General features: G+C 38.6%; 24 protein-coding genes and 1 riboswitch. Of the genes, 21 read left to right on the top strand and 3 right to left on the bottom strand.

Annotated features, from left to right (window positions below; genetic code table 11):
• Positions 1-271 precede the first annotated feature (271 nt).
• Positions 272-1,231, top strand: a complete 960-nt coding sequence (locus N1I80_RS15245; protein ID WP_340738707.1) for a LacI family DNA-binding transcriptional regulator — start codon at positions 272-274, stop codon at positions 1,229-1,231.
• A gap of 111 nt (positions 1,232-1,342) precedes the next feature.
• Here the strand turns inward: N1I80_RS15245 and N1I80_RS15240 are convergent, their stop codons facing one another.
• Together N1I80_RS15240 and N1I80_RS15235 are read right to left on the bottom strand one after the other, a co-directional pair.
• Entirely contained in the window at positions 1,343-2,524 is a 1,182-nt protein-coding gene (locus tag N1I80_RS15240; protein ID WP_340738706.1) for a NupC/NupG family nucleoside CNT transporter, read from the bottom strand.
• A gap of 220 nt (positions 2,525-2,744) precedes the next feature.
• Complete coding sequence (locus N1I80_RS15235; protein ID WP_340738705.1) at positions 2,745-3,647, bottom strand: EamA family transporter; 903 nt, start codon at positions 3,645-3,647, stop codon at positions 2,745-2,747.
• Between the two features lie 199 nt (positions 3,648-3,846).
• On the opposite strand from N1I80_RS15235, the gene N1I80_RS15230 reads away from it, so the two are divergent.
• From N1I80_RS15230 to N1I80_RS15220, 3 genes are all read left to right on the top strand, one after another.
• Positions 3,847-4,602 (top strand): exodeoxyribonuclease III, encoded by a 756-nt coding sequence (locus N1I80_RS15230; protein WP_340738704.1) that lies wholly within the window; start codon positions 3,847-3,849, stop codon positions 4,600-4,602.
• A gap of 10 nt (positions 4,603-4,612) precedes the next feature.
• Positions 4,613-5,098, top strand: a complete 486-nt coding sequence (locus N1I80_RS15225) for an SRPBCC family protein (protein WP_340738703.1) — start codon at positions 4,613-4,615, stop codon at positions 5,096-5,098.
• Positions 5,099-5,501: 403 nt separating this feature from the next.
• Positions 5,502-6,101 (top strand): hypothetical protein, encoded by a 600-nt coding sequence (locus N1I80_RS15220; RefSeq protein WP_340738702.1) that lies wholly within the window; start codon positions 5,502-5,504, stop codon positions 6,099-6,101.
• A gap of 113 nt (positions 6,102-6,214) precedes the next feature.
• Here N1I80_RS15220 and N1I80_RS15215 read toward each other — a convergent pair whose 3' ends face one another.
• Positions 6,215-7,432, bottom strand: coding sequence for a CynX/NimT family MFS transporter (locus N1I80_RS15215; RefSeq protein ID WP_445683710.1), 1,218 nt, complete (start codon positions 7,430-7,432; stop codon positions 6,215-6,217).
• Positions 7,433-7,551: 119 nt separating this feature from the next.
• Positions 7,552-7,653: riboswitch (purine riboswitch) on the top strand.
• 146 nt (positions 7,654-7,799) lie between these two features.
• Here N1I80_RS15215 and N1I80_RS15210 point away from each other — a divergent pair.
• The 17 genes from N1I80_RS15210 (at position 7,800) to N1I80_RS15130 (ending at position 24,310) form a co-directional block, all read left to right on the top strand.
• On the top strand, positions 7,800-8,387 hold the full coding sequence (locus N1I80_RS15210) for a xanthine phosphoribosyltransferase (RefSeq protein ID WP_340738700.1): 588 nt from the start codon (positions 7,800-7,802) through the stop codon (positions 8,385-8,387).
• An 8-nt stretch (positions 8,388-8,395) separates the two neighbouring features.
• The gene (locus N1I80_RS15205; protein ID WP_340740057.1) at positions 8,396-9,664 is read left to right on the top strand and encodes a nucleobase:cation symporter-2 family protein; all 1,269 of its coding nucleotides are present in this window, start codon (positions 8,396-8,398) and stop codon (positions 9,662-9,664) included.
• A 147-nt stretch (positions 9,665-9,811) separates the two neighbouring features.
• Positions 9,812-10,975 carry a multidrug efflux MFS transporter NorA gene (norA, locus tag N1I80_RS15200; protein ID WP_340738699.1) on the top strand — a complete coding sequence of 388 codons (1,164 nt, stop codon included), beginning with the start codon at positions 9,812-9,814 and terminating at the stop codon, positions 10,973-10,975.
• Positions 10,976-11,127: 152 nt separating this feature from the next.
• Positions 11,128-11,307: a hypothetical protein gene (locus N1I80_RS15195; RefSeq protein ID WP_340738698.1), complete on the top strand. Its 180-nt coding sequence runs from the start codon at positions 11,128-11,130 to the stop codon at positions 11,305-11,307.
• 603 nt (positions 11,308-11,910) lie between these two features.
• Positions 11,911-12,726 (top strand): Cof-type HAD-IIB family hydrolase, encoded by an 816-nt coding sequence (locus tag N1I80_RS15190; protein WP_340738697.1) that lies wholly within the window; start codon positions 11,911-11,913, stop codon positions 12,724-12,726.
• A gap of 144 nt (positions 12,727-12,870) precedes the next feature.
• Positions 12,871-13,455 carry a DUF6434 domain-containing protein gene (locus N1I80_RS15185; protein WP_340738696.1) on the top strand — a complete coding sequence of 195 codons (585 nt, stop codon included), beginning with the start codon at positions 12,871-12,873 and terminating at the stop codon, positions 13,453-13,455.
• 70 nt (positions 13,456-13,525) lie between these two features.
• The gene (locus N1I80_RS15180) at positions 13,526-14,434 is read left to right on the top strand and encodes a stalk domain-containing protein (RefSeq protein ID WP_340738695.1); all 909 of its coding nucleotides are present in this window, start codon (positions 13,526-13,528) and stop codon (positions 14,432-14,434) included.
• A gap of 169 nt (positions 14,435-14,603) precedes the next feature.
• The gene (locus N1I80_RS15175; RefSeq protein ID WP_340738694.1) at positions 14,604-15,506 is read left to right on the top strand and encodes an ABC transporter ATP-binding protein; all 903 of its coding nucleotides are present in this window, start codon (positions 14,604-14,606) and stop codon (positions 15,504-15,506) included.
• On the top strand, positions 15,507-16,244 hold the full coding sequence (locus N1I80_RS15170; protein WP_340738693.1) for an ABC transporter permease: 738 nt from the start codon (positions 15,507-15,509) through the stop codon (positions 16,242-16,244).
• 2 nt (positions 16,245-16,246) lie between these two features.
• A complete protein-coding gene (locus N1I80_RS15165) occupies positions 16,247-17,356 on the top strand; it encodes a sensor histidine kinase (RefSeq protein ID WP_340738692.1) in 1,110 nt (369 codons plus the stop codon).
• Positions 17,353-17,955 (top strand): response regulator transcription factor, encoded by a 603-nt coding sequence (locus N1I80_RS15160; RefSeq protein ID WP_340738691.1) that lies wholly within the window; start codon positions 17,353-17,355, stop codon positions 17,953-17,955. Before N1I80_RS15165 ends, N1I80_RS15160 begins: the two co-directional genes overlap by 4 nt.
• A 314-nt stretch (positions 17,956-18,269) precedes the next feature.
• Entirely contained in the window at positions 18,270-19,187 is a 918-nt protein-coding gene (locus N1I80_RS15155; protein ID WP_340738690.1) for a serine/threonine-protein kinase, read from the top strand.
• Between the two features lie 374 nt (positions 19,188-19,561).
• On the top strand, positions 19,562-21,730 hold the full coding sequence (locus N1I80_RS15150; RefSeq protein WP_340738689.1) for a transcriptional regulator: 2,169 nt from the start codon (positions 19,562-19,564) through the stop codon (positions 21,728-21,730).
• 147 nt (positions 21,731-21,877) lie between these two features.
• Positions 21,878-22,303: a membrane-associated protease 1 gene (locus tag N1I80_RS15145; RefSeq protein WP_340738688.1), complete on the top strand. Its 426-nt coding sequence runs from the start codon at positions 21,878-21,880 to the stop codon at positions 22,301-22,303.
• Between the two features lie 287 nt (positions 22,304-22,590).
• Entirely contained in the window at positions 22,591-23,022 is a 432-nt protein-coding gene (locus N1I80_RS15140) for a J domain-containing protein (protein WP_340738687.1), read from the top strand.
• A 134-nt stretch (positions 23,023-23,156) separates the two neighbouring features.
• The gene (locus N1I80_RS15135; protein ID WP_340738686.1) at positions 23,157-23,741 is read left to right on the top strand and encodes an FHA domain-containing protein; all 585 of its coding nucleotides are present in this window, start codon (positions 23,157-23,159) and stop codon (positions 23,739-23,741) included.
• A 41-nt stretch (positions 23,742-23,782) separates the two neighbouring features.
• Entirely contained in the window at positions 23,783-24,310 is a 528-nt protein-coding gene (locus N1I80_RS15130; protein ID WP_340738685.1) for an FHA domain-containing protein, read from the top strand.
• Positions 24,311-24,315 lie beyond the last annotated feature (5 nt).

The following is a 24,315-nucleotide window of genomic DNA, read 5'->3' as shown; positions in this document are numbered from 1 at the left end:
AAGTTGATCTGCTATCGTCACGCCGGACTAACCGTAACGCCAATAGCAGATCAACTTTTTTATAAAGAGGATTATCACCTAAATAACCCCTCTTTAGCTATAATGAAAGTATAATTTATGAAACCCATTTCAGAGCAAGCGAAAAAATTAAAACTTTTAAAAATAAGCTTTAAATTGATATGGAAGGCGTTTCATAACTTAGACTAAAGTTATTCCTAATGAAAGTGTGCGAATCATAATAATTTTTTATTGGGGCGGGGTGAAAAAAGAGATGACAAATATTAAAGATTTGGCAAAGATAGCTGAGGTGTCAGTAACAACTGTTTCCCGGGTGTTAAATAATCATCCCTATGTGAGTGAGGAAAAAAGGAATGCTGTATTAAAGGCCATAAAAGTCACTAATTACAACAGAAATATCAATGCTGTTCATTTGAGTAGAGGGAAAACGAAGCTTATAGGTGTTGTTCTCCCATTTTCCGATCATTCTTATTTTGCTTTGTTATTGAAGGGAATCGCCAAGCAAGCATTGGCCAACAATTATTATCTGGTCTTATTTCAAACCGATTACATGGAAAGAAAAGAAATAGAAGCATTGCAAATGCTAAAAGAAAAGCAAATTGATGGGCTGATTATTTGTTCAAGAACTTGCGATATGCAACTAATAGAGGAACATCAGCAATTTGGTTCGATTGTATTATCTGAGGACGTGAAAGGGCAAAAGATTTCCTCTACCTTTGTTAATCACTATGAGATTTTTTTAAATGCATTAGAGTATTTGTATCAGAAAGGTCATAGGAAAATTGGCTATTGTATTGGCAGAAGCTCGGGATCAAGTAGTTTTAATAGGGAGCTGGCTTATAGAAGGTTTCATGAAAAATATAGTTTACCCTATAACCCAGAATATATTATTGCAGAGTGCTTCTATTTTGAGGATGGAGAAAAAATCATCGAACAAGTGAAAAATATGGCTACACCTCCCACAGCATTGCTAGTAACAGGTGATCAAGTTGCAGCTGGTATCGTAATCTGCTGTCAACAGCAGCAAATTTCAATACCAAACGATCTGGCTATCTGTGGTTTTGACAATCAACCTATAGCAAAGATGATGAATATCACTACGATAGAAATACCAGTTGTAGAAATGGGTGAAAACCTTTTTCTTCAGACAATTAATAAGGATATATCAAATAAGGAAATAGCGGTAAAGTTGATTGAAAGAGGAACGGTATAAGAGTATGAAGTACAACCTAGTTCCTTGAGATATATCAAAAATAGGACAGTACTATAATATAATAATAATGCCGGCAAGCCTTTGCTTACCGGCGTTTTAGATGCGCCTATGTTAAATAATCATCCCCATGATTGTCCCTGAAATAACAGAAGCGAGCGTTGCCCCTAATAACAGCTTCAAAGCAAATTTTGATACGTAATTACCTTGTTTTTCACTAATTGATTTGATGGAGCCAGACACAATACCTATCGTTCCGAAGTTTGCAAAGCTGACTAAATAGACGGAAACAATGGCAATCGTTTTGTCGGAAAGCTCACTTGAAATTGTACCAAATTTCAACATCGCAACAAATTCATTCGTAATCAGTTTTGTAGCCATAATGCCACCTGCTTGTACAGCCTCTGCCCACGGAACCCCCATCAAGAAGGCAATAGGTGCAAAAATATGACCAATAATTGTTTGGAAGGAAATATGAAATACGCTTTGGAAAATCACGTTAATCAATTCCATTAAGGCGATAAATCCTAATAGCATAGCAGCAACGACAATGACAATTTTAAATCCATCCATGATACTGTCGCCAATCATTTGGAAGAAAGGGACCCGTTCATTCTCTTCAATTTGCACTAAATCCTCTTTTTCGTCTACATCATATGGGTTAATAATGTTAGCAACGATAAGTGCACTAAATATATTGAGCACGACAGCCGTTACAACAAATTTCGGCTCAATCATCGTCATATAAGCGCCTACCATCGCCATACTGATTGCACTCATGGCTGACGTACAAATGGTGTACAGTCTTTGCTGAGAAAGAAATGGAATTTGCTTGGAGATTGTTAAGAATACCTCTGGCTGCCCAAGTACAGACGTTGACACCGCAAAATAGCTTTCCAGTTTACCCATTCCTGTTACTTTACTTAACAATAACCCCAAATATTTTATGATGAACGGTAGAACTTTTATGTAATTCAGTATGCCGATTAACACTGCCATGAAAACAAGAGGTAATAATGCGACAAAGAAAAATGTTGTGGCGCCTTCATTTACCATGCCGCCAAATACAAATTGAACACCTGTATCGGCAATCGCTAGGAGCTTTTCAAAAAACAAGCCCACTTTGGTAATCGCAATAAGCCCTACATTTGTATTCATCATGGTGTATACCAATAGTATTTGTACAGCTAGCATAATCAGAATACGTTTATATTTTATTCTTTTCCGATCATTGCTAACTAAAAAGGCGATACCGAAAACAAACAAAACTCCTGTTAGTAAGAAAATGAAATTCAAGTTAACCCCTCCTGGTAAGCGTTTACATTAGTTGTAAGAAAATTTATTATATTTGTTTACGATTCAAACATAAGTTTAGTATACGCTTTCATATTCAATTGTCAATGTTTTAAATTGGCATTTTAAATATTATTCAACTCAAAAGTCCATCCTAAACACAAAATACCTCATCCATTTTATTTACTGGATGAGGCATTTCTTTACTTTTTTTATTGAAATGCTATGCGATTTTCTTTTTAGCTGACAATCGGTTTCGATTGAGCAGGATTGGTAAGCTCATGCCAAGAATAATGATGACGATACCTACAATTTGTAGTGTAGAAACAGTTTCACTTAACAATATGACTGAAACCATTACCGCAATTGGTAATTCAATCGAACTCAGTATCGAGGACATACCCAATCCGACTTTGGGTACTGCAATTGTGAATAAAAAAACGGGAATAATCATCCCAAACAATCCTAATAGCAAACCATAAACCCAAAGCCCTTCGTTAAATAAAGTTCCATTCCAAATGACTTCTGGAGATTGAAAAGCAACAGACATCATAAATGCAAAGAAAGAAACTAGCACTAAACGATTCGTAGTCGTCATATTGGTAGTCGCTCTACCGTTAGCAAATAAAAATAGGGAATAACAAAGAGCTGCTGCCAGCCCCCAAAACCATCCTTGTAAAGGGATTTGGGAAACATCAACGTCTATTAAACCGGCGGCGGGTATCGTTCCAATAATCAATATGAGTAAAGAAATTGATTCAATTCGGCTTGGAAATTGGCGTTTTGATAGACAAGAAATTACTACGCCTATCCACGTAAATTGAAACAGTAGAACAACAGCCAAAGAAGCTGGTAAATAGTTCAAAGAATGCCCGTAGACAATATTCGTCAAGCCTGTAAGAACCCCGGCGAAGATAAGAGGTTTAATGCCTTTAAAACTTAATTTTGTTCTGTTTGTCAGGATGAAAAGACAAACGGCGATACAAAAACCAAAAAAGAATTGACTCGTAACGGCTTCAGCAGCTGAAAATCCACTATTCATAGCCAATTTTATGATGGTTGAAACGACACCGTAGCTACTAGCGGCTATAATGACCAACAAAGGATACAGATATGTTTTCATCATTCTACACCTCTTCTATTTTTTATGATGCATTGAATTAAAGCTACGATTTTTGAATGTACTTAAAAAAATCATAAGTTCCAATATATATCACAGGCAGCCCTTTTTACAATCTATTTTTATTTTTTCTTCGAGATAATTTGTCTGACATCTAATTATTTGTTAATCTGTAGCTAGTGGAAAGAGAAGGAGCCAAACTAAATTGAAGTTAATATCATGGAATGTGAATGGCCTGCGAGCCTGCGTACGTAAAGGTTTTTTGGATTATTTTAATGAAGTCAATGCGGATGTTTTTTGTGTGCAGGAGACAAAATTGCAGGAAGGGCAAATCGATTTGGAATTGGATGGTTATTATCAGTATTGGAATTATGCCATCAAAAAAGGCTATTCAGGGACGGCTGTGTTTACAAAAAAACAACCGTTATCTGTAAAATATGGCGTAGGTGATGCCGACACGGAAGACGAAGGACGGATTTTGACATTAGAATTTGAGCAATTTTACTTAGTAAATGTCTACGTACCAAACGCCCAACGAGACTTGGCGCGATTACCTTTGCGCTTAGAGTGGGAAGAGAATATGCGGGCATATTTGAAAAAGCTTGATCAGCATAAGCCGGTCATCTTATGTGGTGATTTGAATGTCGCTCATGAAGAGATTGATATTCGAAATGTCAAATCGAATATTGGGAATTCAGGCTTTACTGATGAAGAACGGGGTAAAATGACGGCATTGTTGGCAGAAGGTTTTATCGACACGTTCCGGCATTTCCATCCTACTCAAGGGGATGCCTACACGTGGTGGTCATATATGAACAAAGTACGGGAGCGCAATATCGGCTGGCGGATTGATTATTTCATCGTATCTAATCGACTTGAAACTTTACTAAAAGATGCAACTATTCATCCGCATATTATGGGCAGTGATCATTGTCCGATTGTTTTGGAAGTTCAATTATAGGAGGGCTAACATGATTGCTACTATTGAACAGCATGAGCAAGGCTACGTTGCTTATAGTGAACGTCATATTAAGCATTCCGTGCAAGAAGTTTGGGCGATGCTGACGGATAATGCAAAATTGGAAAAGTGGTTTCAAGAGCTGCGTGTAGGAGAACTTCGTGAAGGTGGCTTTATGCAGTTTGATATGTCAGAAGGCCAGTTTGAAAAACTTGAGATATTGGCGTACGCCGTGCATTCGGTTTTAGAATTTGATTGGTTTGGTGACATCGTTCGTTTTGAGCTACAGCCAGAGCAAGAGGGTTGTTTGTTAATTTTTATAGAAAGTTTTAGTGTGATTACTGATCAAACAATCAAAGACTTGGCAGGGTGGCATGTTTGTTTAAATGTAATTGAGTTATTGCTTGATAATAAGCCGATTCATTCCAGGGTGGATGACTGGCAAGAGTGGCATAAGCAATACGAACAAGCTATGCAACCGTTGAAGATAATCGATTGAGTTATGTATTAAACATCGCCCAAAAGAGGTATATGCAGCTTTGGGAAGAGGAATAGATGAATAGCGGTTGAAAATACGTTGCAGAAAATCAAGAGCGGTGGGTAACTAATTAATTTGAACAGATAAATAATAATTATTGAGCCATAATAAATAAATAAATAAAAGCTGAGCTAATATAAAAATTAGTTCAGTCTAATGAGCCAAAGGTGTCGAAATGATGGTAACACTACGCAGTTGTTCAATGAATTTCCAATAGAGGGTTATTGAGGAGTGGAAACCAGGGTTGTCCAAAAAGTTAGTGGAAACTGACTTTCTGGATAGCCCTGTTTCCTGTTGTCTATTCCTTCTCGACTTGTAACCTTCTTATTTGATGTCCGTCTAATTTATTAAAGGAGGTGCCAAAATGAGGAAATTACTGTGCGCGTTGTTCACGGCAACTATCTTTTTATCAATGATGGTCGTTACAAATGTTTCTGCTACAAGTTGGGTTGAAATGGATCCCGAAGAAGTTAGTGAACGCGCTGAAGTTGTAGTCAGTGGAACATATGACTTTACGGGCAAAGCGGTGCCTAGTGATTTTATTTTTGCTGGATTCACGTTCAATGTTGAAAATGTGTATAGGGGAGAGGTACCTAGCAAAATAACTGTCGGTATTGATGGATTCGATGTTGGCTGGGCTGATGAATTTCAAAATGAGGGTGGGAAGTTTCTATTATTTTCAGAAAAAAGTGATTCTGCTACGTTTCTGATACCTGTAGGGGGACCTAATGGTATGATTCAGTTTTCTGATGGGAAAGTTCAAAATAGAAATACTAAGAATCAGATTTTCTATGAGGATATTCTGAAATCAACGTCCGAGAAACCTAGTAGTGAAAGCGATATCGGTATTATTGATAACCAGAATACGAGTTCAGTTATGACTATATGGATAGGTGGGGTTGCTGTAATAACTCTTTTAGCTGTTATTCTACTATATAGATATAGAAAAAAGGGAAAGCACTAAAAATTGAGTTGACAGCATTTAACTATCTGGATCCAATAGAAAAAGGCATCTAGTTCGAAACAACTTTAAGTTGTTTCGTAACCAGATGCCTTTGTGTATGCCTAGAAGTACTTTTATTCCCTCTCCTCCGGAATAATAAATACATTTTTTCCCGCAGACATACCCGACAACAAGACAATCACGGAAGCGAAGATGAGAATAAACATAGGGACTGTCCAGCCAGCTGTAAAGTCATGTAATAAGCCAAATAATACAGGTCCGACAGCAGCGAGTGCATAGCCAAAAGACTGGGCCATGCCTGACAAATTAGCGGCTTCTTGTGGTGTTCGCGTGCGCAATGTGAAGAACATCATCGCTAGCCCGAATGCCGCACCGCCCGCCAAGCCAATCATAATCATCCATAATGCAGTGAGAGAAGTGATGCCTACTAGCACACCACCGTACCCAATGATATACAAAGCGGTAACACCTACGACAATCATGCGCTGATCTTTCACTTTCCCGGCAATGATTGGAATAATGAACGTAATCGGTAGCTGAGAAAATTGTAAAAGAGAGACAAGCCAGCCCGCGTTATCTGCGCTAATGCCTTGTGCTTTTAATACTTCAGGTAACCAGGCCGAAGTCGTATAAAAGAGCAGAGATTGGAAGCCCATAAACAAGGTGACACTCCAGGCAAGAGGAGAGCGCCATAAAGGAATTGTTTTCTTTGCCACACTTACTTCGGGCGCAGCTGCTAAGCGTTTATTTTTTAATTGCGGTAGCCAAACCAACAAAGCGATGAATGCTAATATCGACCACATGCCTAATGCGCCTTGCCAACCAAATGTCGTTTGAGCGAGTGGCACACTGACACCGACTGCAATAGAAGCTGATAGATTCATGGATACCGAATAAATACCCGTCATCAGCCCGATTTGTAACGGAAAGCTCAGTTTTATCAAACTTGGCAATAGTACATTCCCAAAGGCGATGGCAAGTCCAAGTAGAAACGTTCCGATGAGTAAAGTGGGGATTGTGCCTAGCGAGCGGATGATAATCCCAGCTGTCAATAAAATAAGTGAACCGAATAGGGTGAGCTCCATTCCGAAGCGTCGTGCTAGCTTCGGTGCAAATGGTGAAATAATGGCAAAAGCCAGCAAGGGAATCGTTGTTAAGAATCCTGCCAAGACATTTGAAATTCCCAGGCTATCCCTGATAGAAGAAATAATAGGGCCTACAACTGTTAAGGGTGAGCGAAGGGTCATTGCGATGAATACAACCCCTATTAGTAGAAGCCAAGTATTGCGTTTGAATGTTAACTTTCTAGTTGTATGTTGAGTAGTCAAAATAAGGCCTCCAAAATGTAGTTATCTTGTTCATACTAACATACTCATTCCCACATGCTTATTTATTGAATTGAAGGAATCATTTTTTAATTTTTGCTAGCATTGAAACATGCTATACTAATCACATTCTAATAATATTCACTCATATAATAGCAGGGATATGGCCTGCGAGTTTCTACCGATTTGCCGTAAACAAATCGACTATGGGCAGCAACGGATTGACGGGAGTCTAACTCCTGTTCTTTCCCATTCGGTAAATAAGCTCGAATGACATTGCTCCACTCGTAGTGTGAATGGATGCACGGTCATAGGGCTTATTTTTTATACCATTACTCTAATGACTGTGAAAACAACAGGGAGGAATTATATCATGAAGTTGCTACAAGACAAAATTGTACAAGATGGGAAAGTATTATCGGATCAAGTATTAAAAGTGGATACGTTTTTGAATCATCAAATTGACCCACCACTTATGCAAGCCATTGGTGAGGAGTTTGCAGCACGATTCAAAGATGCAGGCATCACTAAAATTTTAACAATTGAATCGTCTGGTATTGCCCCATCTATGATGGCAGGTCTAATTTTAGGCGTTCCAGTCGTTTTTGCACGTAAACGGAAGTCACTGACTCTAATCGACCATTTATATACGGCAAGCGTTCATTCATTTACAAAGAAGGAAACGAATGATATTTCTGTTTCGAAGGATTTCATTACAAGCGAAGATACAGTTTTACTGATTGACGATTTCCTTGCGAATGGACAAGCAGCACTGGGCTTACTCGATATCGTTGAGCAAGCAGGCTCAAAGCTGGCAGGTGTTGGCATTGTTATCGAGAAGGGCTTCCAGCCGGGCGGAGATCTACTACGCAAACGCGGTATTCGTGTGGAGTCATTGGCGATTGTGGCTTCTCTTGAAAACGGGCAAGTGACGTTTGCTGAGGAGGATAATCTTCAGTGAATAGTCCCATTAAGGCCACGGCATTAGGTCTCCAGCATGTGTTAGCGATGTACGCGGGGGCAGTCCTCGTTCCCTTGATTGTAGGTGATGCACTTGGCCTCACCTCTACTCAATTGACGTATCTTGTCTCTATCGATATTTTAATGTGTGGAGTTGCAACGATTTTACAAATTATGAATAACCGTTTCTTTGGCATTGGGTTGCCGGTCGTTTTAGGCTGTTCGTTTACAGCGGTCGGTCCGATGATTGCGATTGGTGGCGAATTTGGAATTTCTGCGATTTACGGGGCTATCATTGTGTCAGGAGTGTTCGTTATTGTCATTAGCCGATTTTTCGGTATGCTTGTGCGCTTTTTTCCTCCTGTCGTCACGGGGTCTGTCGTAACGATTATTGGAATTACATTGATTCCTGTTGCGATTAATAATATGGGCGGTGGACAGGGAGCGAGTGATTTCGGCTCGATGGCCAATGTGTCATTATCATTCGGAACATTGCTATTTATCATTCTGGTCTATAAATTTTCTACGGGCTTCATGCGTGCGATTTCCATTTTACTAGGGTTAGTTGCAGGGACGGTCGCTGCGACATTTATGGAGATGGTAGATTTCACAGCTGTTTGGGAGGCATCATATATTCATATGGTGGAGCCATTTTACTTCGGTCTACCGACGTTCGAGTGGTCGGCCATCGTGACGATGATTTTAGTCGCTATGGTTTCATTGGTCGAATCAACAGGTGTGTACTTTGCACTCGGCGATATTTGTGAACGAGATATTAAGAAGGAAGATCTTGAAAAAGGGTATCGTGCAGAAGGAATTGCCGTCTTGCTCGGTGGGATTTTCAATGCCTTTCCTTATACAACGTTCTCGCAAAATGTCGGCTTGCTGCAAATGTCAGGTGTCAGATCACGCAAAATCATTTTAATTACGGGTATCATGCTTATTACAATGGGATTTGTTCCTAAAATTGCTGCGCTGACAACCATTATTCCAGTCGCTGTTCTAGGCGGGGCGATGCTTGCCATGTTTGGAATGGTTGTTTCCCAAGGTATTAAAATGTTAAGTAAAGTGATCGGTGATTCTCAGGATAATTCCATGATTATTGCTTGTTCAATTGGACTCGGACTAGGTGTAACAGTTGCACCTGAGCTGTTCGCAGAATTTCCTTCAGGTCTCAAGATTTTAACGAGCAACGGCATCGTCGCGGGAAGTGTAACGGCGATTGCGTTGAATATTTTATTTAATATGGTTCCTTCGAGGAAGAAAAACATAGTGTAATTAAACGGATTCTCCAGTCTGTAAATAGATTGGAGGATTTTTTAAATCAAATAAAAAAATAGCTTCAATAAATAGACAATGTGAAGCTCAATATGTAAGGATATACAATATGATAGACAAACACTAGCAGCTAGAGGAGAAATTTGTATGAACAATCAAAAAGGCGTCTTGGCTATTTTACTGATGAATTTATTTATTGCATTTCTTGGCATTGGACTTGTCATCCCTGTGCTGCCAACGATTATGAACGAGCTGAGCATTTCTGGTTCGGTTGTCGGCTATATGGTGGCGGCATTTGCAATTACCCAGCTTATCTTCTCACCATTTGCAGGTCGATGGGCAGATAAATATGGGCGGAAAATTATGATTGTCCTTGGTTTGTTTATCTTTGGATTTTCAGAGTTTTTATTTGGTGTTGGGAAAACGGTCGAAGTGCTATTTGTCTCGCGTATGCTTGGCGGGGTGAGTGCGGCGTTCATCATGCCGGCGGTGACAGCGTTTATAGCAGATATTACAACGACTACTACAAGGTCAAAGGCACTGGGCTATATGTCTGCGGCGATTAGCACGGGCTTCATAATTGGACCGGGGATTGGCGGTTTTTTAGCTGAGATTGGCACGCGTGTCCCTTTTTACTCTGCGGGTGTATTAGGTGTGTTTGCAGCGATCTTGTCATTTATACTGTTGACAGAGCCTGAACGTGCGGCTGAAGAAGTACCAACGCCGGGGCAAGTGACGGGGATTCGCCGCATTTTCATCCCTATGTATTTCATCGCGTTTATTTTAATATTTGTATCAACATTTGGTTTGGCAGCGTTTGAATCGCTTTTTAGCCTATTCGTCGATCATAAATTTGGTTTTACGCCGAAAGATATTGCCATCGTCATTACGGGCAGTGGAATTGTCGGCGCGATTGCACAAGTTTTGCTGTTTGACCGTTTATCGAGACGTATGGGTGAAATCAATCTGATTCGTTATAGTTTAGGAATATCAGCTGTACTTGTCTTACTGATGACTTATGTCAGTTCTTATTTCTCTATTTTATTGACAACATTTGTCCTATTTATCGGATTTGATTTGATGCGTCCGGCGATTACATCGTATTTATCGAAAATAGCGGGTAATGAACAAGGCTTTGTCGGTGGCATGAACTCGACTTTCACAAGTATTGGTAATATTTTTGGCCCGATTATCGGTGGTGTGTTATTCGATGTTAACTTGAATTATCCGTACTATTTCGCGGCGATTGTGTTAATCATTGGTACAATTATTGCGCTGTTTTGGAAAAAGCCGAAGCATGTGACGTTATAGGAAAAAGCGACTTTCCGAATGAACAGGGGAAGTCGCTTTGTGCATGCTGTAACTTATACAGTAACTAATGAGAGCTGTATTATGATTTAGCGTCAGATTTTTTTTGAAAGTAGTCGTAGCCAGTATTCATTTTCCTTTGGACTGCGAATGTTATGTTTTTAGCAATGCAGGGACGTTTGTTTGGGTTTCATGAAGGGAGAGAACTTGTTATTGATTTTTCTATCATTGTATATCACTGGGCTTTTCTGCTGTTAAGCATAGGATATGCTTATGTTGATAAATTAAACCAAAAAAAAGAAGGTGATGTTTCTCACCCTCTTTTACACTTATAATGATCTTAGAATGACAGCGCGGTCTTCCGCTTTCATTCGTCCGATAGAACGTTCCATATTGATGTTTGTTGGTCGCTTATTTGGATTTCTTGGAGGCACATTTAAACTGTGTCGGGAAGTTTTTCTAGTCGTTTCTTGAGTTATGTCGTTCCCTTTTACAGGCATCTTAACGGTCATGTCTTCCACACTCCTTTACTTTTTATAGTATAGCATATTTACACTGTAATTTCCATCACCTCTGCTAGGTTCTCCAAATCTAAGTTCTCTTTATTCTATTTCTATTTGACTACCAGCGTCTTCTAAGAGGTCGTCTTCATTCGATAGTAACCACATATCAAATGTATATAGCAGGTTTAACAAAAGGGAGGCATCTGCACCGGTTACATCTCCTCCCTTTATTAGATGTAGTTAGAGCTTTCTAAATTACTATTTTTCCAGTAGATATGTTGTTGTTTCTCATTTTACCATATTAAGGGCGAAGTTTTTGTACAATTAAGAAGTTTTATAACTCGAATTTGTCGATAAAAGTATTTTCACTAGACAGTACACACCATAACATGCGAGGATAACTAGATACTATGTAAGTAAAGGGGATATAATTTTATGTATAAATTAATAGCAATTGACCTGGATGGCACGTTACTCACGGATGAACTAACGATTACACCTAGAACGATTCAGGCGATTCAAAAAGCAGTAGAATTAGGAACTGTTGTCACGATTGCGACGGGGCGTATGTACCCGTCAGCGAAACAATTTGCACAGCAACTGGGCATAAATGTACCAGTTATTACTTACCAGGGGGCAATCATTAAGGAAATTGCGAGTAATGAAGTCATCTATGAACGCCTGATTCCAGCTGATATTGCACAAAAGTTAGTAGATATTGCGAAAGAGAAAAATCTTCACTTGCAAGTATACCAAGATGATATTCTTTATGGTACGGTAGAAAATGATAAGCTAATTGCTTATGCTAAAAAATCAAAGGTTCCGTATCAAGTCGAACCAGATTTCAGTAAATTAGCGAAAAATGGTTTTACGAAAGCACTCTTTATCGAAGAGTCTGATGATCTGGATGCTTTACAAGACGAGCTGCAAGGATTATTTGGAGAGAGAGCACATATCTCCAAATCTGCGGTGAATTATCTTGAAGTGACACACCCAGAAGCGAATAAAGGGAGTGCCTTGCTGCATTTAGCAAGCAAGCTTGGCATCGACCGTACAGAAACGATTGGTATAGGTGATAATCACAATGATATTGAACTGATTGAAACGGCAGGCTTGGGCGTTGCAATGGGCAATGCTGTCCAAGCATTGAAGGACATTGCTGATTATACTTCACTGAGTAATAATGAAGAGGGCGTTTGTCATACGATAGAAAAGTTTGTGTTAGAGCCGATGGGTGCAATTATTGAATAAATAACGAAACAACTCCCCCAGTCTAAAATGGATTGGGGGAGTTGTTTCATTATACAATCTTGGCTAAAAAGTAGGGATTAAATTGACTGAAAGGAATGTACGTTCTATAATGGTGATTAAGTAAAAAGTTCGGAGGTGTTAGCGTTGAGGCCTATTCTTTCAAAGGAACTAAACGTTCAGCAGTTTAGTGATTTTTATTGGCTAAAGGAAGAGTTGCAAACTTTTTGTCGTGATAATGGTATGAGTGCGGCGGGTTCGAAAATAGAGATAGCTGATCGAATCACAACATTTCTTCAAACTGGCGAAATCAAAAAGCCATTAAGAAATACTACAGGTAAGGTGAAATCTCAAACACAGACGACATTAAGTCTGGATACAGTGATTACGGAAAACCATCGTTGCAGTCAGCAGGTAAGGGCTTTTTTCAAGGAGGCCATTCATCCTAAATTTCACTTCTCTACTTATATTCAAAACTACTTTAAAAATAATGTTGGTAAGACATATCGGGATGTTGTCTATGCCTGGCATGAAGAAGAACAACGACAGAAAGACCCATCCTACCAAAAGGAAATTGCTCCTCAATTTGAATACAATCAGTTCACACGTGATTTTTTCGCGGATCCTAACAATAAAGGGAAAAGTCGTGAAGAAGCAATTGAAGCGTGGAATGCGATTAAGAAATTACCGGGGAGCCGTACATATAGGTCTAGTAATCATGATGATTGCTAATATTAGTGTAACCTTTTTCTATCAAAAACGACTACTAGTATGAGTTCGATAGAAAAAGGAGAGGCTTTTTATGAAAATGACAAAAATCGTACCATTTGCTATGACAGCTCTATTGGTAGGGAGTGCATACGTTGTACCAACAGTATCTGCGAATGAAGGTCCAGTTGTAACAAGTGAGGTACCACAAGTACAACCAGTTTTCGTTAAAATTGCAGGCACAATTGATAGTGTAGATGTACGTGACAATACGACCTACTATACAATGAAGGATGAAGAAAATATCAATGTCCTAGTAGTCACAGCTGATACACTTGTCTTTGATAATACTGGCAAAAAGGCTGAGTTGAAAAAAGGCGATAACGTAATGGCTCATATCTATGCAAACAAACCAGCTCCAGCAATTTATCCACCGCAATATAGCCCGGAGGTAGTGATTGTTGAAACAGAAGAAATAGGCTTTGCCGCTGTAGGCACATTTGACAAAGAGTTGTTGGATACTAACCTGTCATTAAAATTAAATGTGAGTGAAGAAACGGAGTTATCAAGCTTATCAGGCAAAGAAGTAACCATTGCTGATGTAGCCGAGCAAAATTTACTCGTATTCTACACAATTACAACAAGAAGCATTCCGGCACAAACACCACCTTCAAAAGTAGTTGTGTTGGATCAAAAAGATGCGAATGAGGAAAATGTGGCTGACTCTGTTATCGAGGAAATGATGGGTAATGATGTCTATGAAGTAGATGGAACAAAAATGGTTCCACTTCGACTGCTTGCTGAGGAACTTGGCTACACAGTAGAAACAACAGGTAAAGGGGCAATCCTGTCAAAAGGTGTGCAATCTTATACAATTACACGTGGTGAAACAGCATATGGCTTCAACAAATCCCTACGCCATTTTGAAGTAGCTCCGGCTCTTCTTGAACCAATGAAAACGTATGTACCTATTGAATTTATTCAAGAATTGATGGGGAAATAATACTGAGTGCTTGTTACTCGAACTATAACAAAGAGACGATGACCGACTGTGGTTATCGTCTCTTTGTTATGAAATGATGACATTTGTCATCTTGTAATCATGACATAGTCTACTGATAGTGATTTTATAAACGACATACAATGAAATGACTATATACGGAGGTGGTTTCATGGACTATGCAGTAGAAATTCAACAGCTGACCAAGGTTTTTAAAGACAACAAAGCGGTAGATGATGTTTCTTTTTCGATTAAGCGCGGGGAAATTGTTGCGATTCTTGGGCCGAATGGAGCGGGGAAGAGTACGACGATGTTACTGATGCTTGGTCTTTTACATCCTACAAAGGGTGAATCAAGGCTGTTTAACGCAGATGCAAGGGATAAAAGAGTTCGTGAAAAAATTGGGGTCATGCTGCAGGAAGTGAGTTTAATGGATGGTTTGAAAGTCAAGGAGATACTCCAGTTATTTAGAAGTTATTATCCGAATCCATTGTCAATGAAGCAACTCATTAGCTTCACTGGTCTGAATGAAGAGGATTTAAATAAGCGGACTGACAAGCTGTCAGGCGGGCAAAAGCGCAGGGTTGGATTTGCGTTGGCATTGGCAGGAAATCCTGATTTATTGTTTTTCGATGAACCGACTGTTGGGATGGATATCTCAGCACGTAAAGTATTTTGGGAGACTGTCAAAGAACTTACTAAGCAAGGAAAGACCATTATTTTTTCTACGCATTATTTACAGGAAGCGGATGATGTGGCCGAACGCATTATTTTATTCAACAAGGGGAGGGTCGTTGCGGATGGTACACCAGAAGCTATTAAAGGTAATTTGCTAAAACAGTCAGTATCCTTCATTGCAGAACAGCCATTTCCAAAAGAAGAATTTTTACGATTATCGCAAGTATCTGATGTATATATTCAAGGAGATAGGACGTGTATTATAACGAATGACACAGATGCAATCCTTACAAAAATCTATGCTGATCAACTAGTTGTCCGTGATCTAGCGATTGAAAAAGGTCGGCTTGAAGAAGCATTCGAACAGTTGACGGTCGCACAGCAGGAGGCGATGTAAATGACAATTTTCTTGAACCAATGTAAAGCGGAAATGTATCGTATGTTCCGTAATCCATATTTTATTTTTTGGTCACTTTTGATGCCAATTGTTTTTTACTATATTTTCACTAAGGTTGTCAACGCAGATATTGCCGATAAAGAACTTTGGGGTGCTCATTATTTGATGTCGATGACGAGTTTTAGTGTGATGGGGAGTGCCATTATGACGCTTGGTATCCGATTGGTACAAGAGCGTTCACAAGGTTGGACAACATTTATGAAAGTAACTCCACTTTCTGGCTTACAGTATTCGATGGCGAAAATGATTGGGCAATCTATCGTCCATGCATTCTCCATTGCAGTTATTTTTATAGCGGGTGTAGTGTTAAATGGGGTTTCATTATCCGCCTCACAATGGATTATGAGTGGCTGTTGGATTTTACTTGGTTCGCTACCATTCCTCGGAATTGGTGTGTTGATAGGGACTATGAGGCGGGTGGAAACTGCTAGTGGGGTTAGTAATCTTCTCTATATGCTGTTGGCGATAACAGGTGGCATGTGGATGCCGATGGAAGTATTGCCTCAAACGATTCAGGCAATCGGAGCTTGGCTTCCGGCATATAATTATGGTAATGGTGCATGGGAAATTATAAGAGGCGGCGCACCAGAACTGAAAAACATTGCAATATTGGCAGGTTATCTCATTTTATTCATGGTATTATCAATGTATATACGAAGGAAACAGGAAGCGGTGTAGGTGTGGAAAAGTTTCGAGTTTTCCCGGAGAGATATGGAGTTTTACCATATATTTATTTAGTTTATTTAGTTATGCCTCTTTATTATGTAATAAATGAAACAGGGTTAAAAGCAGTAATCGGTTATGTGCTGCTACTGCTTTTTCTTGTGTCATATTGGCAGCTGTATAGTTTGATTTCCCAGAAGAGCTTTTCTTATTGGTTAGCCATACAAATAGCCATTGTTATGATTTTAAGTGTCGGATATGATCCATATAACTTATTTATGGGATTTTTCCCGGCAAATTTTATTGGCTGGATTAGCGATAAAAAACGTTTTAATCGCGCATTATTATTATTTGCAATTGCCATTACTTCAACAATCATTATGCAAGGTGTGATGTATAATTATTTTTACTTTTTGCTATTTGCTATTGTGATGATAGGGGCGCCATATGGGATACGTTCGATGAATGAGCGAATGGATTTAGAACAACAATTGGACCAAGCTAATGAACAAATTAAGGATCTCATTAAACGGGAGGAAAGGGTTCGCATTGCTCGAGATTTGCATGATACGTTAGGGCATACACTGTCATTAATCACGCTACAAAGTCAGCTTGTGCAACGAATTGCTGACAAATATCCTGAACGTGCGAAAACTGAGGCAAAAGAAATCGAAACGACAGCACGTGCTGCACTCCAACAAGTGAGGGAACTCGTCTCCGATATGAGAGCTATCACAATTGCTGAGGAATTAGCGGATATGGAGCAAATTTTGAAGGCAGCAAGCATTCAATTACATATAGGAGAGGAAACCCTAAAATCGGAACTACCACCTTTACAGCAAAATATTATAGGGATGTGCCTTCGTGAAGCGGCGACCAATATTGTCAAACATAGCGGAGCACAAAATTGTTTTGTCACCTTTGGGTATCGGGCTGGGAATTTCACCATTATTATTCAGGATGATGGGATAGGAGTTGGAGAAAATGATGGTGAGGGCAATGGGTTATCTGGGATGCGGGAGCGCCTAGCACTCATAGAGGGAACATTGACCATAGAATCAGTGGGGGGAACGATAGTTGAGTTAGCTGTTCCAGTCATTGTGAAGGGGGAGGCGATTGCTTTATGATACGCATTGTCATCGCTGAAGACCAGCGCATTCTACGAGGGGCTCTTGGTGCATTGCTCGATTTTGAAGAGGACATGGAAGTCATTGGACAGGCAGAAAATGGAGAAGAGGCACTACAGCTCATTAACCAATTGCAACCGGATATTTGTCTCATGGATATTGAAATGCCTGTGAAAAGTGGCTTGGAAGTAGCTGCTGCATTAAAACAGTGTGGTTCTTCTTGCAAGGTCATTATGCTGACGACTTTTGCTCGTCCTGGTTATTTCGAACGTGCAGTGAAGGCGGGGGTCCATGGCTATTTGTTAAAGGACGGCTCTATTGACGATCTTGCAGAATCTATTCGGAGTGTGATGAAAGGGAAGCATGAATTTGCCCCTGAATTGATTATTAATACATACCATCAAGATAACCCTCTGACCGTCCGCGAACAGGACATTTTGAAGCTGGCAGCAGAGGGCAAAACGTCGAAGGAGATGTCAGCGCAGTTGTTTTTATCGGCCGGAACAGTTCGAAACTATATGTCTGAAATTCTTCAGAAATTAGAAGCAAAAAATAAAATTGAGGCGATCACAACGGCGGAGGAGAAGGGATGGATTTGACAATTTATATTCTGGAAAAGCCAAATGAATACAAGGGAAAATAACTGAAGTGTGAATTAGTTATTTATGAATAATTTACTTTTAAAAGTCGATGGATTCTCTGTAGGATAAATCGACTTTTTTAGGTGCGTTTAGGTATGGACATAGTTTAAAGGGAACGAGTTTCGAACTAGCGAAGGTGGTAGTGGCAGTTGGTTTAAGTTAATAAGAGCTTTGAGTCATGATTGGAAGGAAATTAAATTTGGATAATATGGCTATTTAAATTACAAAACTAGTGTATTATGGATATAAAAAGATGTGAAGGGGGAAATCTAATGGTTACTATTCAAAATGAGGTTAGTCTTCAAGAAAATATTCTATTGAAAAATACATATAAGATCAAGAAGGTTATTTCAATAAGTGAATTGTCGATTGTTTATATGGGAGAACATATAAAGACACATGAAACGCTAGTCATCAAAGAATACTTTCCAAGAAAACTCGCCTTACGCGATTTGGATAACCAAACAATCATTAGCCGATTACCCTCGACTAAAAAGAAGTATGCAGATTGGATGAAATTTTTTTCAGGCGAAGCCCAGATCATGAAAGAGTTGGTTAATGGTAATATTGTACAATACTACGATTACTTTGAAGCGAATGGATCGGCTTATATTATAATGGCGTACTGTGAGGGACAGCTTCTTGATCAATACATTAGGGAAAATCAAGAAATTTATAGTGCTGATTTTTTACGGAAAACCTTAATACCTTTACTAAGTGCTGTTAAATATATTCATAAAAATGGTATTATTCATCGCGATATAAAGCCTAGCAATATTATGATAGACGAAGAAGGAATCCCTCGAATACTTGATTTCGGTTCAGCCGTCTATTATAAAAAGGACGAAGGGCACGCTATAGTTACTACTACTAGCTATTCACCATTAGAGCTTCATTCTGCGAGTTCAAAGCAGGGGATACCCACTGATATCTATAGCCTAGCAGCTATTTTTTACTATTCACTTAGTGGCGTAGCTCCATTAGATATGTCGCAACGTTTAATAGAGGACGGGATGAAAAGTGTAAGAAAACATAACCCAAAGGTAAGTCCTATCATGTCTGGCATCATTATGTGGGGGCTTGCAGTACAACCTAAAAAAAGGTGCTTTTCACTACGTTTTTTCACGATATCTATTTTACTAGAAGTATTTATATTGAAAACGAAAAGCTTGATGAAAAGCTTGAATTGAAATTGTAGCTAATTATACTTTGTCTTTGGAAATTAAGAGAATAGGAATAATCAACTCCTAAAGTCGACTATATAAATATGTTATCAATAGTTTAGAAGATACAAAAAATAACACAATGAGTATGATCTAGAAACATATGGTTATAAATGACTGTTTATTTAGTTTTTTATCCGACTAAATTCCTGAAATAGCGTTTTTTTCCTAGAATAGATTGACAGGGAAATATAAGTAAATTAATCTATTGATTGAAGTATGTAGAAAGTAGCAATGTTACCTCTTTACTAGTTCTCAAGTTTATTCAAAATAGTCATATAAGGGAGGGGTGGCTGTAGGCGCTATAAACTTAAAGCTTATGGTGTTTTACAGCCGTACTAGTGGATATTATTAATCAAACGAACAGAACGATGCTCTTTGAGGAAATCAATCCAGAAAAACTGGATATCATCACACTTGTAGGTGATGTGAAGGGGATTGATAGCCTTAGCGATGAAAAGATTAAAGAAATCAATGAGCATCTTCTTGTCAAAAACTTCGATGAGTTTTTAGACAAGTTTTCTCCAACAGTGTATTCCTTCTACAATGCTGCAAATCAAAAAGTGATGTATACACTCAAAAGGCCCGAAGGAATCCAAGATGATTGTATTTCTGAAATTGCTATCGATCAAAACAATGATTTTTTGAAAATGCTATTTACTTTAATTGACACCAAACGCAGTCAAGGCATAACGAACGTAGATTTCAAGTTTGAAAATCTTCTCGATATGATATCGCCAAAGAAGGTCATGGATGATATTCGTCAGGTAAGAAAAGAAATTCATTATCTCTATGGTGAGTATGATCAACTGGATGAGGGCGATCCAAAGAAGCTGGATACGGGAGATAAGTTGAACTTAATGTTTGAAGTGGCGAGTAGAAACTACAACAACGTAATGGCGATGCTGCCATTAGCCATTGAGGATATTAAGACAAGACTACTACTTGGAAATAATCAGGAAGCAAATGAATCTGAAAAACTTCAGATTGGTACGCTTACGATTGGTGAAACGGGTGAATTGAAAATTATCGAGGCACCCCAAAGTGATAGTACTGAAATAATGCTCATTGATGAGAATAGCGGCAATGGACTAAGTACTGTTTTTGAAGAAGATTATGAGTCAATTACAGAATCTCCTTCTGCTTATGTGAAGGATCTGGTTGTTAGAACTTTTTCTCCTTTGCCAGTTGTGAAAACCGATGTTGATATTACAACAGAAGTGCAGAACTATAATACATACCTGGAGTTCTATAAGGATGCAAAAGATGAGTTTGTCAAAACAGTTAAACCGTTAGTAGAGAAACTATTGGGCGTCAAGATGTTTTTCGATCAATACGCAACGAAAAACAAAGGAATGTCACCATCCCTTCTCGTTACGAATACAAAGCTGGACATGTTAGTGAAGAGCAATAATATTCCTAGACTAAATACTTACTTAAATACTGTAAACTCCAAAAATGATTTTACAGATACGGTCTGGTATGGCATTGTCCCTTCTTTAGAATTGGAGCCAACCGATAAATTGAAGGTGACTAGAGCACGCTTTAAGGGAAATGACAAGGTTGCAAAACAAGAAGGAAACACAATGGAGTCATTGTCGATGCTTTTAGATGCCGTGAAAGACTATAAAATACAAGTATTTTTTAGTTTCATGACAGAAGAGGAAACGACTTTTAACGGAATTGCTACGGCAGGAATTGACCGCTTTATCGACAAATGTTCGGTCTTGTTAAGAAAAGACTACAGTGAGTTTGCAATTCCTTGTATTCCGAACTTTACTGTTATCCCAAAAGATAAATCGGGTGTCATTATTGATACTAGAATGCAAAGTACAGAAAATGGTGCACGACTTTCGAAAGAAAAAGAAGATATCCTGAAGTTGTGGATTGAAGGAGTCTATATAGGGGCTAGCTATGTGGCAGCAGGTATTGTTGCTGCTTACCAATGTCCAGATTACTTGAAAGAGTCGTTCCGTGATGTGAAAAAAGATCATCCAGGCGTTCGCTTTGATATTGAGGCCGGGGATAATTCACTGCGAGCTGTTACAACGATGGCTAAAGAAATATCTGGCTTTACGAATAATATTAAAGATGCCATAAATAGACGCAATTTTGGATTTGTTTTCTCATCTGAAAATGCTCAGCTACAGAATACAGATATTAAACGCATCACTGTTTATAAAGCTAGAAGCTTAGCGATGGAAGAGGATGGATTCGATTCTATTTACAAAACACAAGTTAGTACGTATATCGAGAGAATTCTACGCTTTCAATCTGGTGATTTTAAATATGATAATATTGTTAGATTTTTTAGTAACAACCCAAGCAGCCAAAAGAGTAAATGGCTGAATGACAAAGGATTTGTCAATTCTGTTATTCAAGATGGAGATGATATTGGCTACACGATTGATGAGAAGAGTAGCTTGTGTCAGATTGATCTTGTTTTCAATGGTAACGTGAAGAATCTTGAGGTTATGATCACAAAAGGGACAAGTGCGGTTAAAGCATAAGATGATTTTTAGTCTGTCTCTTTACTAGAAAAAGGCATACCAATTAAGTATGTTTTAGATTCGTTTCTAAAATGAATCTATTGACATAGATCTGGAATACAGCAATGTTTTCTGGAAAAAACATCGAATTTATAGGGGGTAATATCAATGGGATTTGTATTAAAAGTAGAAGGACCAGAAACAATCGAATTAGGCTTGGAAAGTATTATTGCAGTGGAGTATGCAACTGATACACCAGATGATTCCAATGCAAGATCAACAGATGTAGGGGCAACTCTACGGATTAAAGGAAAAATTCTTACTGCAACAGATGGAGATAATTCTGATGACACGATGAAACTTAGCTTATGGTCTCTAGTACCTGCTGAAAAGGCTGACTGTTATCGGAAGGTAACATTGGAAGTAATCTCTGCTGATCAAGTCGTCAGAAAAATTAATTTCCCGAATGCATTCGTTGTCGATTACACAGAGAAATTTGGAGATACCGAAGGAATTGGTGAGTTTTATCTATTCATCAAGCAGAAAAAGGATAAAACAGATTTAGCTAAAATTGAAGGCGGCTACTCCGTTTAACTTGATTCTGCAGAAGTCCTCCATTTCTCCTTAGTGGCGGGATGAATGCTAGATATGCATTCAAATTCAGTGGGTGTCCAAACACCTCCTTGTTAAGCCTCCGGCGGATGTTAGAGATTTTGAGAGGAGTTAATTGTGCTGTGCACAATTCAAAATCCCAACGTAATTACGCCGAGGCGCAATTGATTTAGGCTTTGGCGTAAGTGATTATTCTAGTTTGAATGATATAAGGGACTATAAAGTCCCTTATATCATTTTAAATAAAGTTAAATTATAGGGATGAAAAAATGAGAGACTATTATAAGGTATTAGGCATTGATAGAAATGCAACGCAGCAAGAAATAAAAACAGCGTATAGACAGTTATCGAAAAAGCATCATCCAGATGTAAATGATGGAAGTAAGAAATCCGAAAAAATCTTTAAAGATGTGCAGGAAGCTTATCGTGTGTTGAAGGACACAGCTTCGAGACAAACATACGACGCTCGGTTAAAAGGAACTAGTCAAAGTCAAGCTGATTCAAACAGTGACCCTACTCCCAAGAATAAGCAAGCTGAGGTGCATAAACAGCAGTTTGATTTTGGTGATTTAGAAAAAAACTTCGAGCATTTTTTTGGTTTTAATCCAAAAACAAAGGAAATGTCCTCGGCAAAACAGACTTCTGAAAAGAAAAACCCAATCGATACGACAGAGTTATTTGAAAGGTATTTTAAAAAATAAATAGTAGCGGTTATTTAAATCTTCTCAAATGGAAAAACTACGAATCTTATACTCTGAGCCGTAGTATTTTTTATTATGTATATTTAATAATTTTGGCTACTCCATTTTTGGCCAAGATTTAAGGGGATGAAGCAATGATTGAAACAAATAATTCTTTCGATACAAATGTACAAGAGGTCAAGAGCAATCACAAGATGAGTATTCTTGTGATTGATATATTTATCATTCTATTAGCACTTCTAATTATGGTTTATATCTTTTTGGTAGGAGAAATTATTGTAGTGAAATATATAGTCGGAATCCTTTTGGCGATAGTTGGGATAGGCTATGCATTGATGAAATACGAGTCTAAAAATTTTGAATATGAAGATGCTGGTACGGGAATTACGAAGCTATATCTTTTGAATGAACAAGGTGAAAAAATGAACGAATGGTTAATAGAAGGTGAAACCTCTCTACTGATTGGTAAAAGCTCCAGTGAGAGAGAAGTTGATATCGACTTATCTACTACGGAGTACGAATCACTCATTAATAACGACCACGCCGTGCTCAATTGCGTTTCGGGTATCTGGTACATTGAGGACATTGATTCCCTATATGGTATTGGCATTAAAAAGGCAGAAAAACGTATTAAAAGTAAGTTACGGCATGAGAGTCACTATCGTATAAATACAGGAGATATTTTATACATAGCGAACACACGACTACTAGTGAAATAAGAAGATACTTGAATTGATACATAAATGGAGGAATGACGAAAATGAGTTTGACTAGATGTGCAAATGGTCATATGTTTAGTTCAAGAAGACACGGGAGCGTTTGTCCCTATTGTAATGTTGTGGTTGAGCAATTTTCAAAGCCGAATAGCCAACCAACCATGGGGGTTGAAGAGGACGACAAAACAATGCCTTACTTTGGAGAAGTGGAAGGGATTGACCCTGTAACAGGCTGGTTAATATGTATTGAGGGGCCGCAAATGGGCCGAGATTATAGAATTCTATCTGAAAAAAACTTTATTGGAAGAGCAGAAGAAATGCATATTCGGATTATTGGGGATAACACTATTTCAAAACGAAACCACGCTGTCATTGTCTATGATCATAAAAAAAGGAATTTCTTCATGCTGCCAGGTGATGCGTCTGGGTTAGCCTATCTTAATAATGAGGCTGTCTATACGCCGACTGAATTATCAGCATACGATGTGATTCAGTTAGGCAGAAGCAAATTTCTCTTTATTCCTTTATGTGGTGTTCACTTTGAATGGGAAAACAATCAGGGCGAGGAATGATGAGC

The organism is Sporosarcina sp. FSL K6-3457 (assembly GCF_038007285.1).
Lineage (GTDB): Bacteria > Bacillota > Bacilli > Bacillales_A > Planococcaceae > Sporosarcina.
This window is presented reverse-complemented; position numbering and strand designations above follow the sequence as displayed.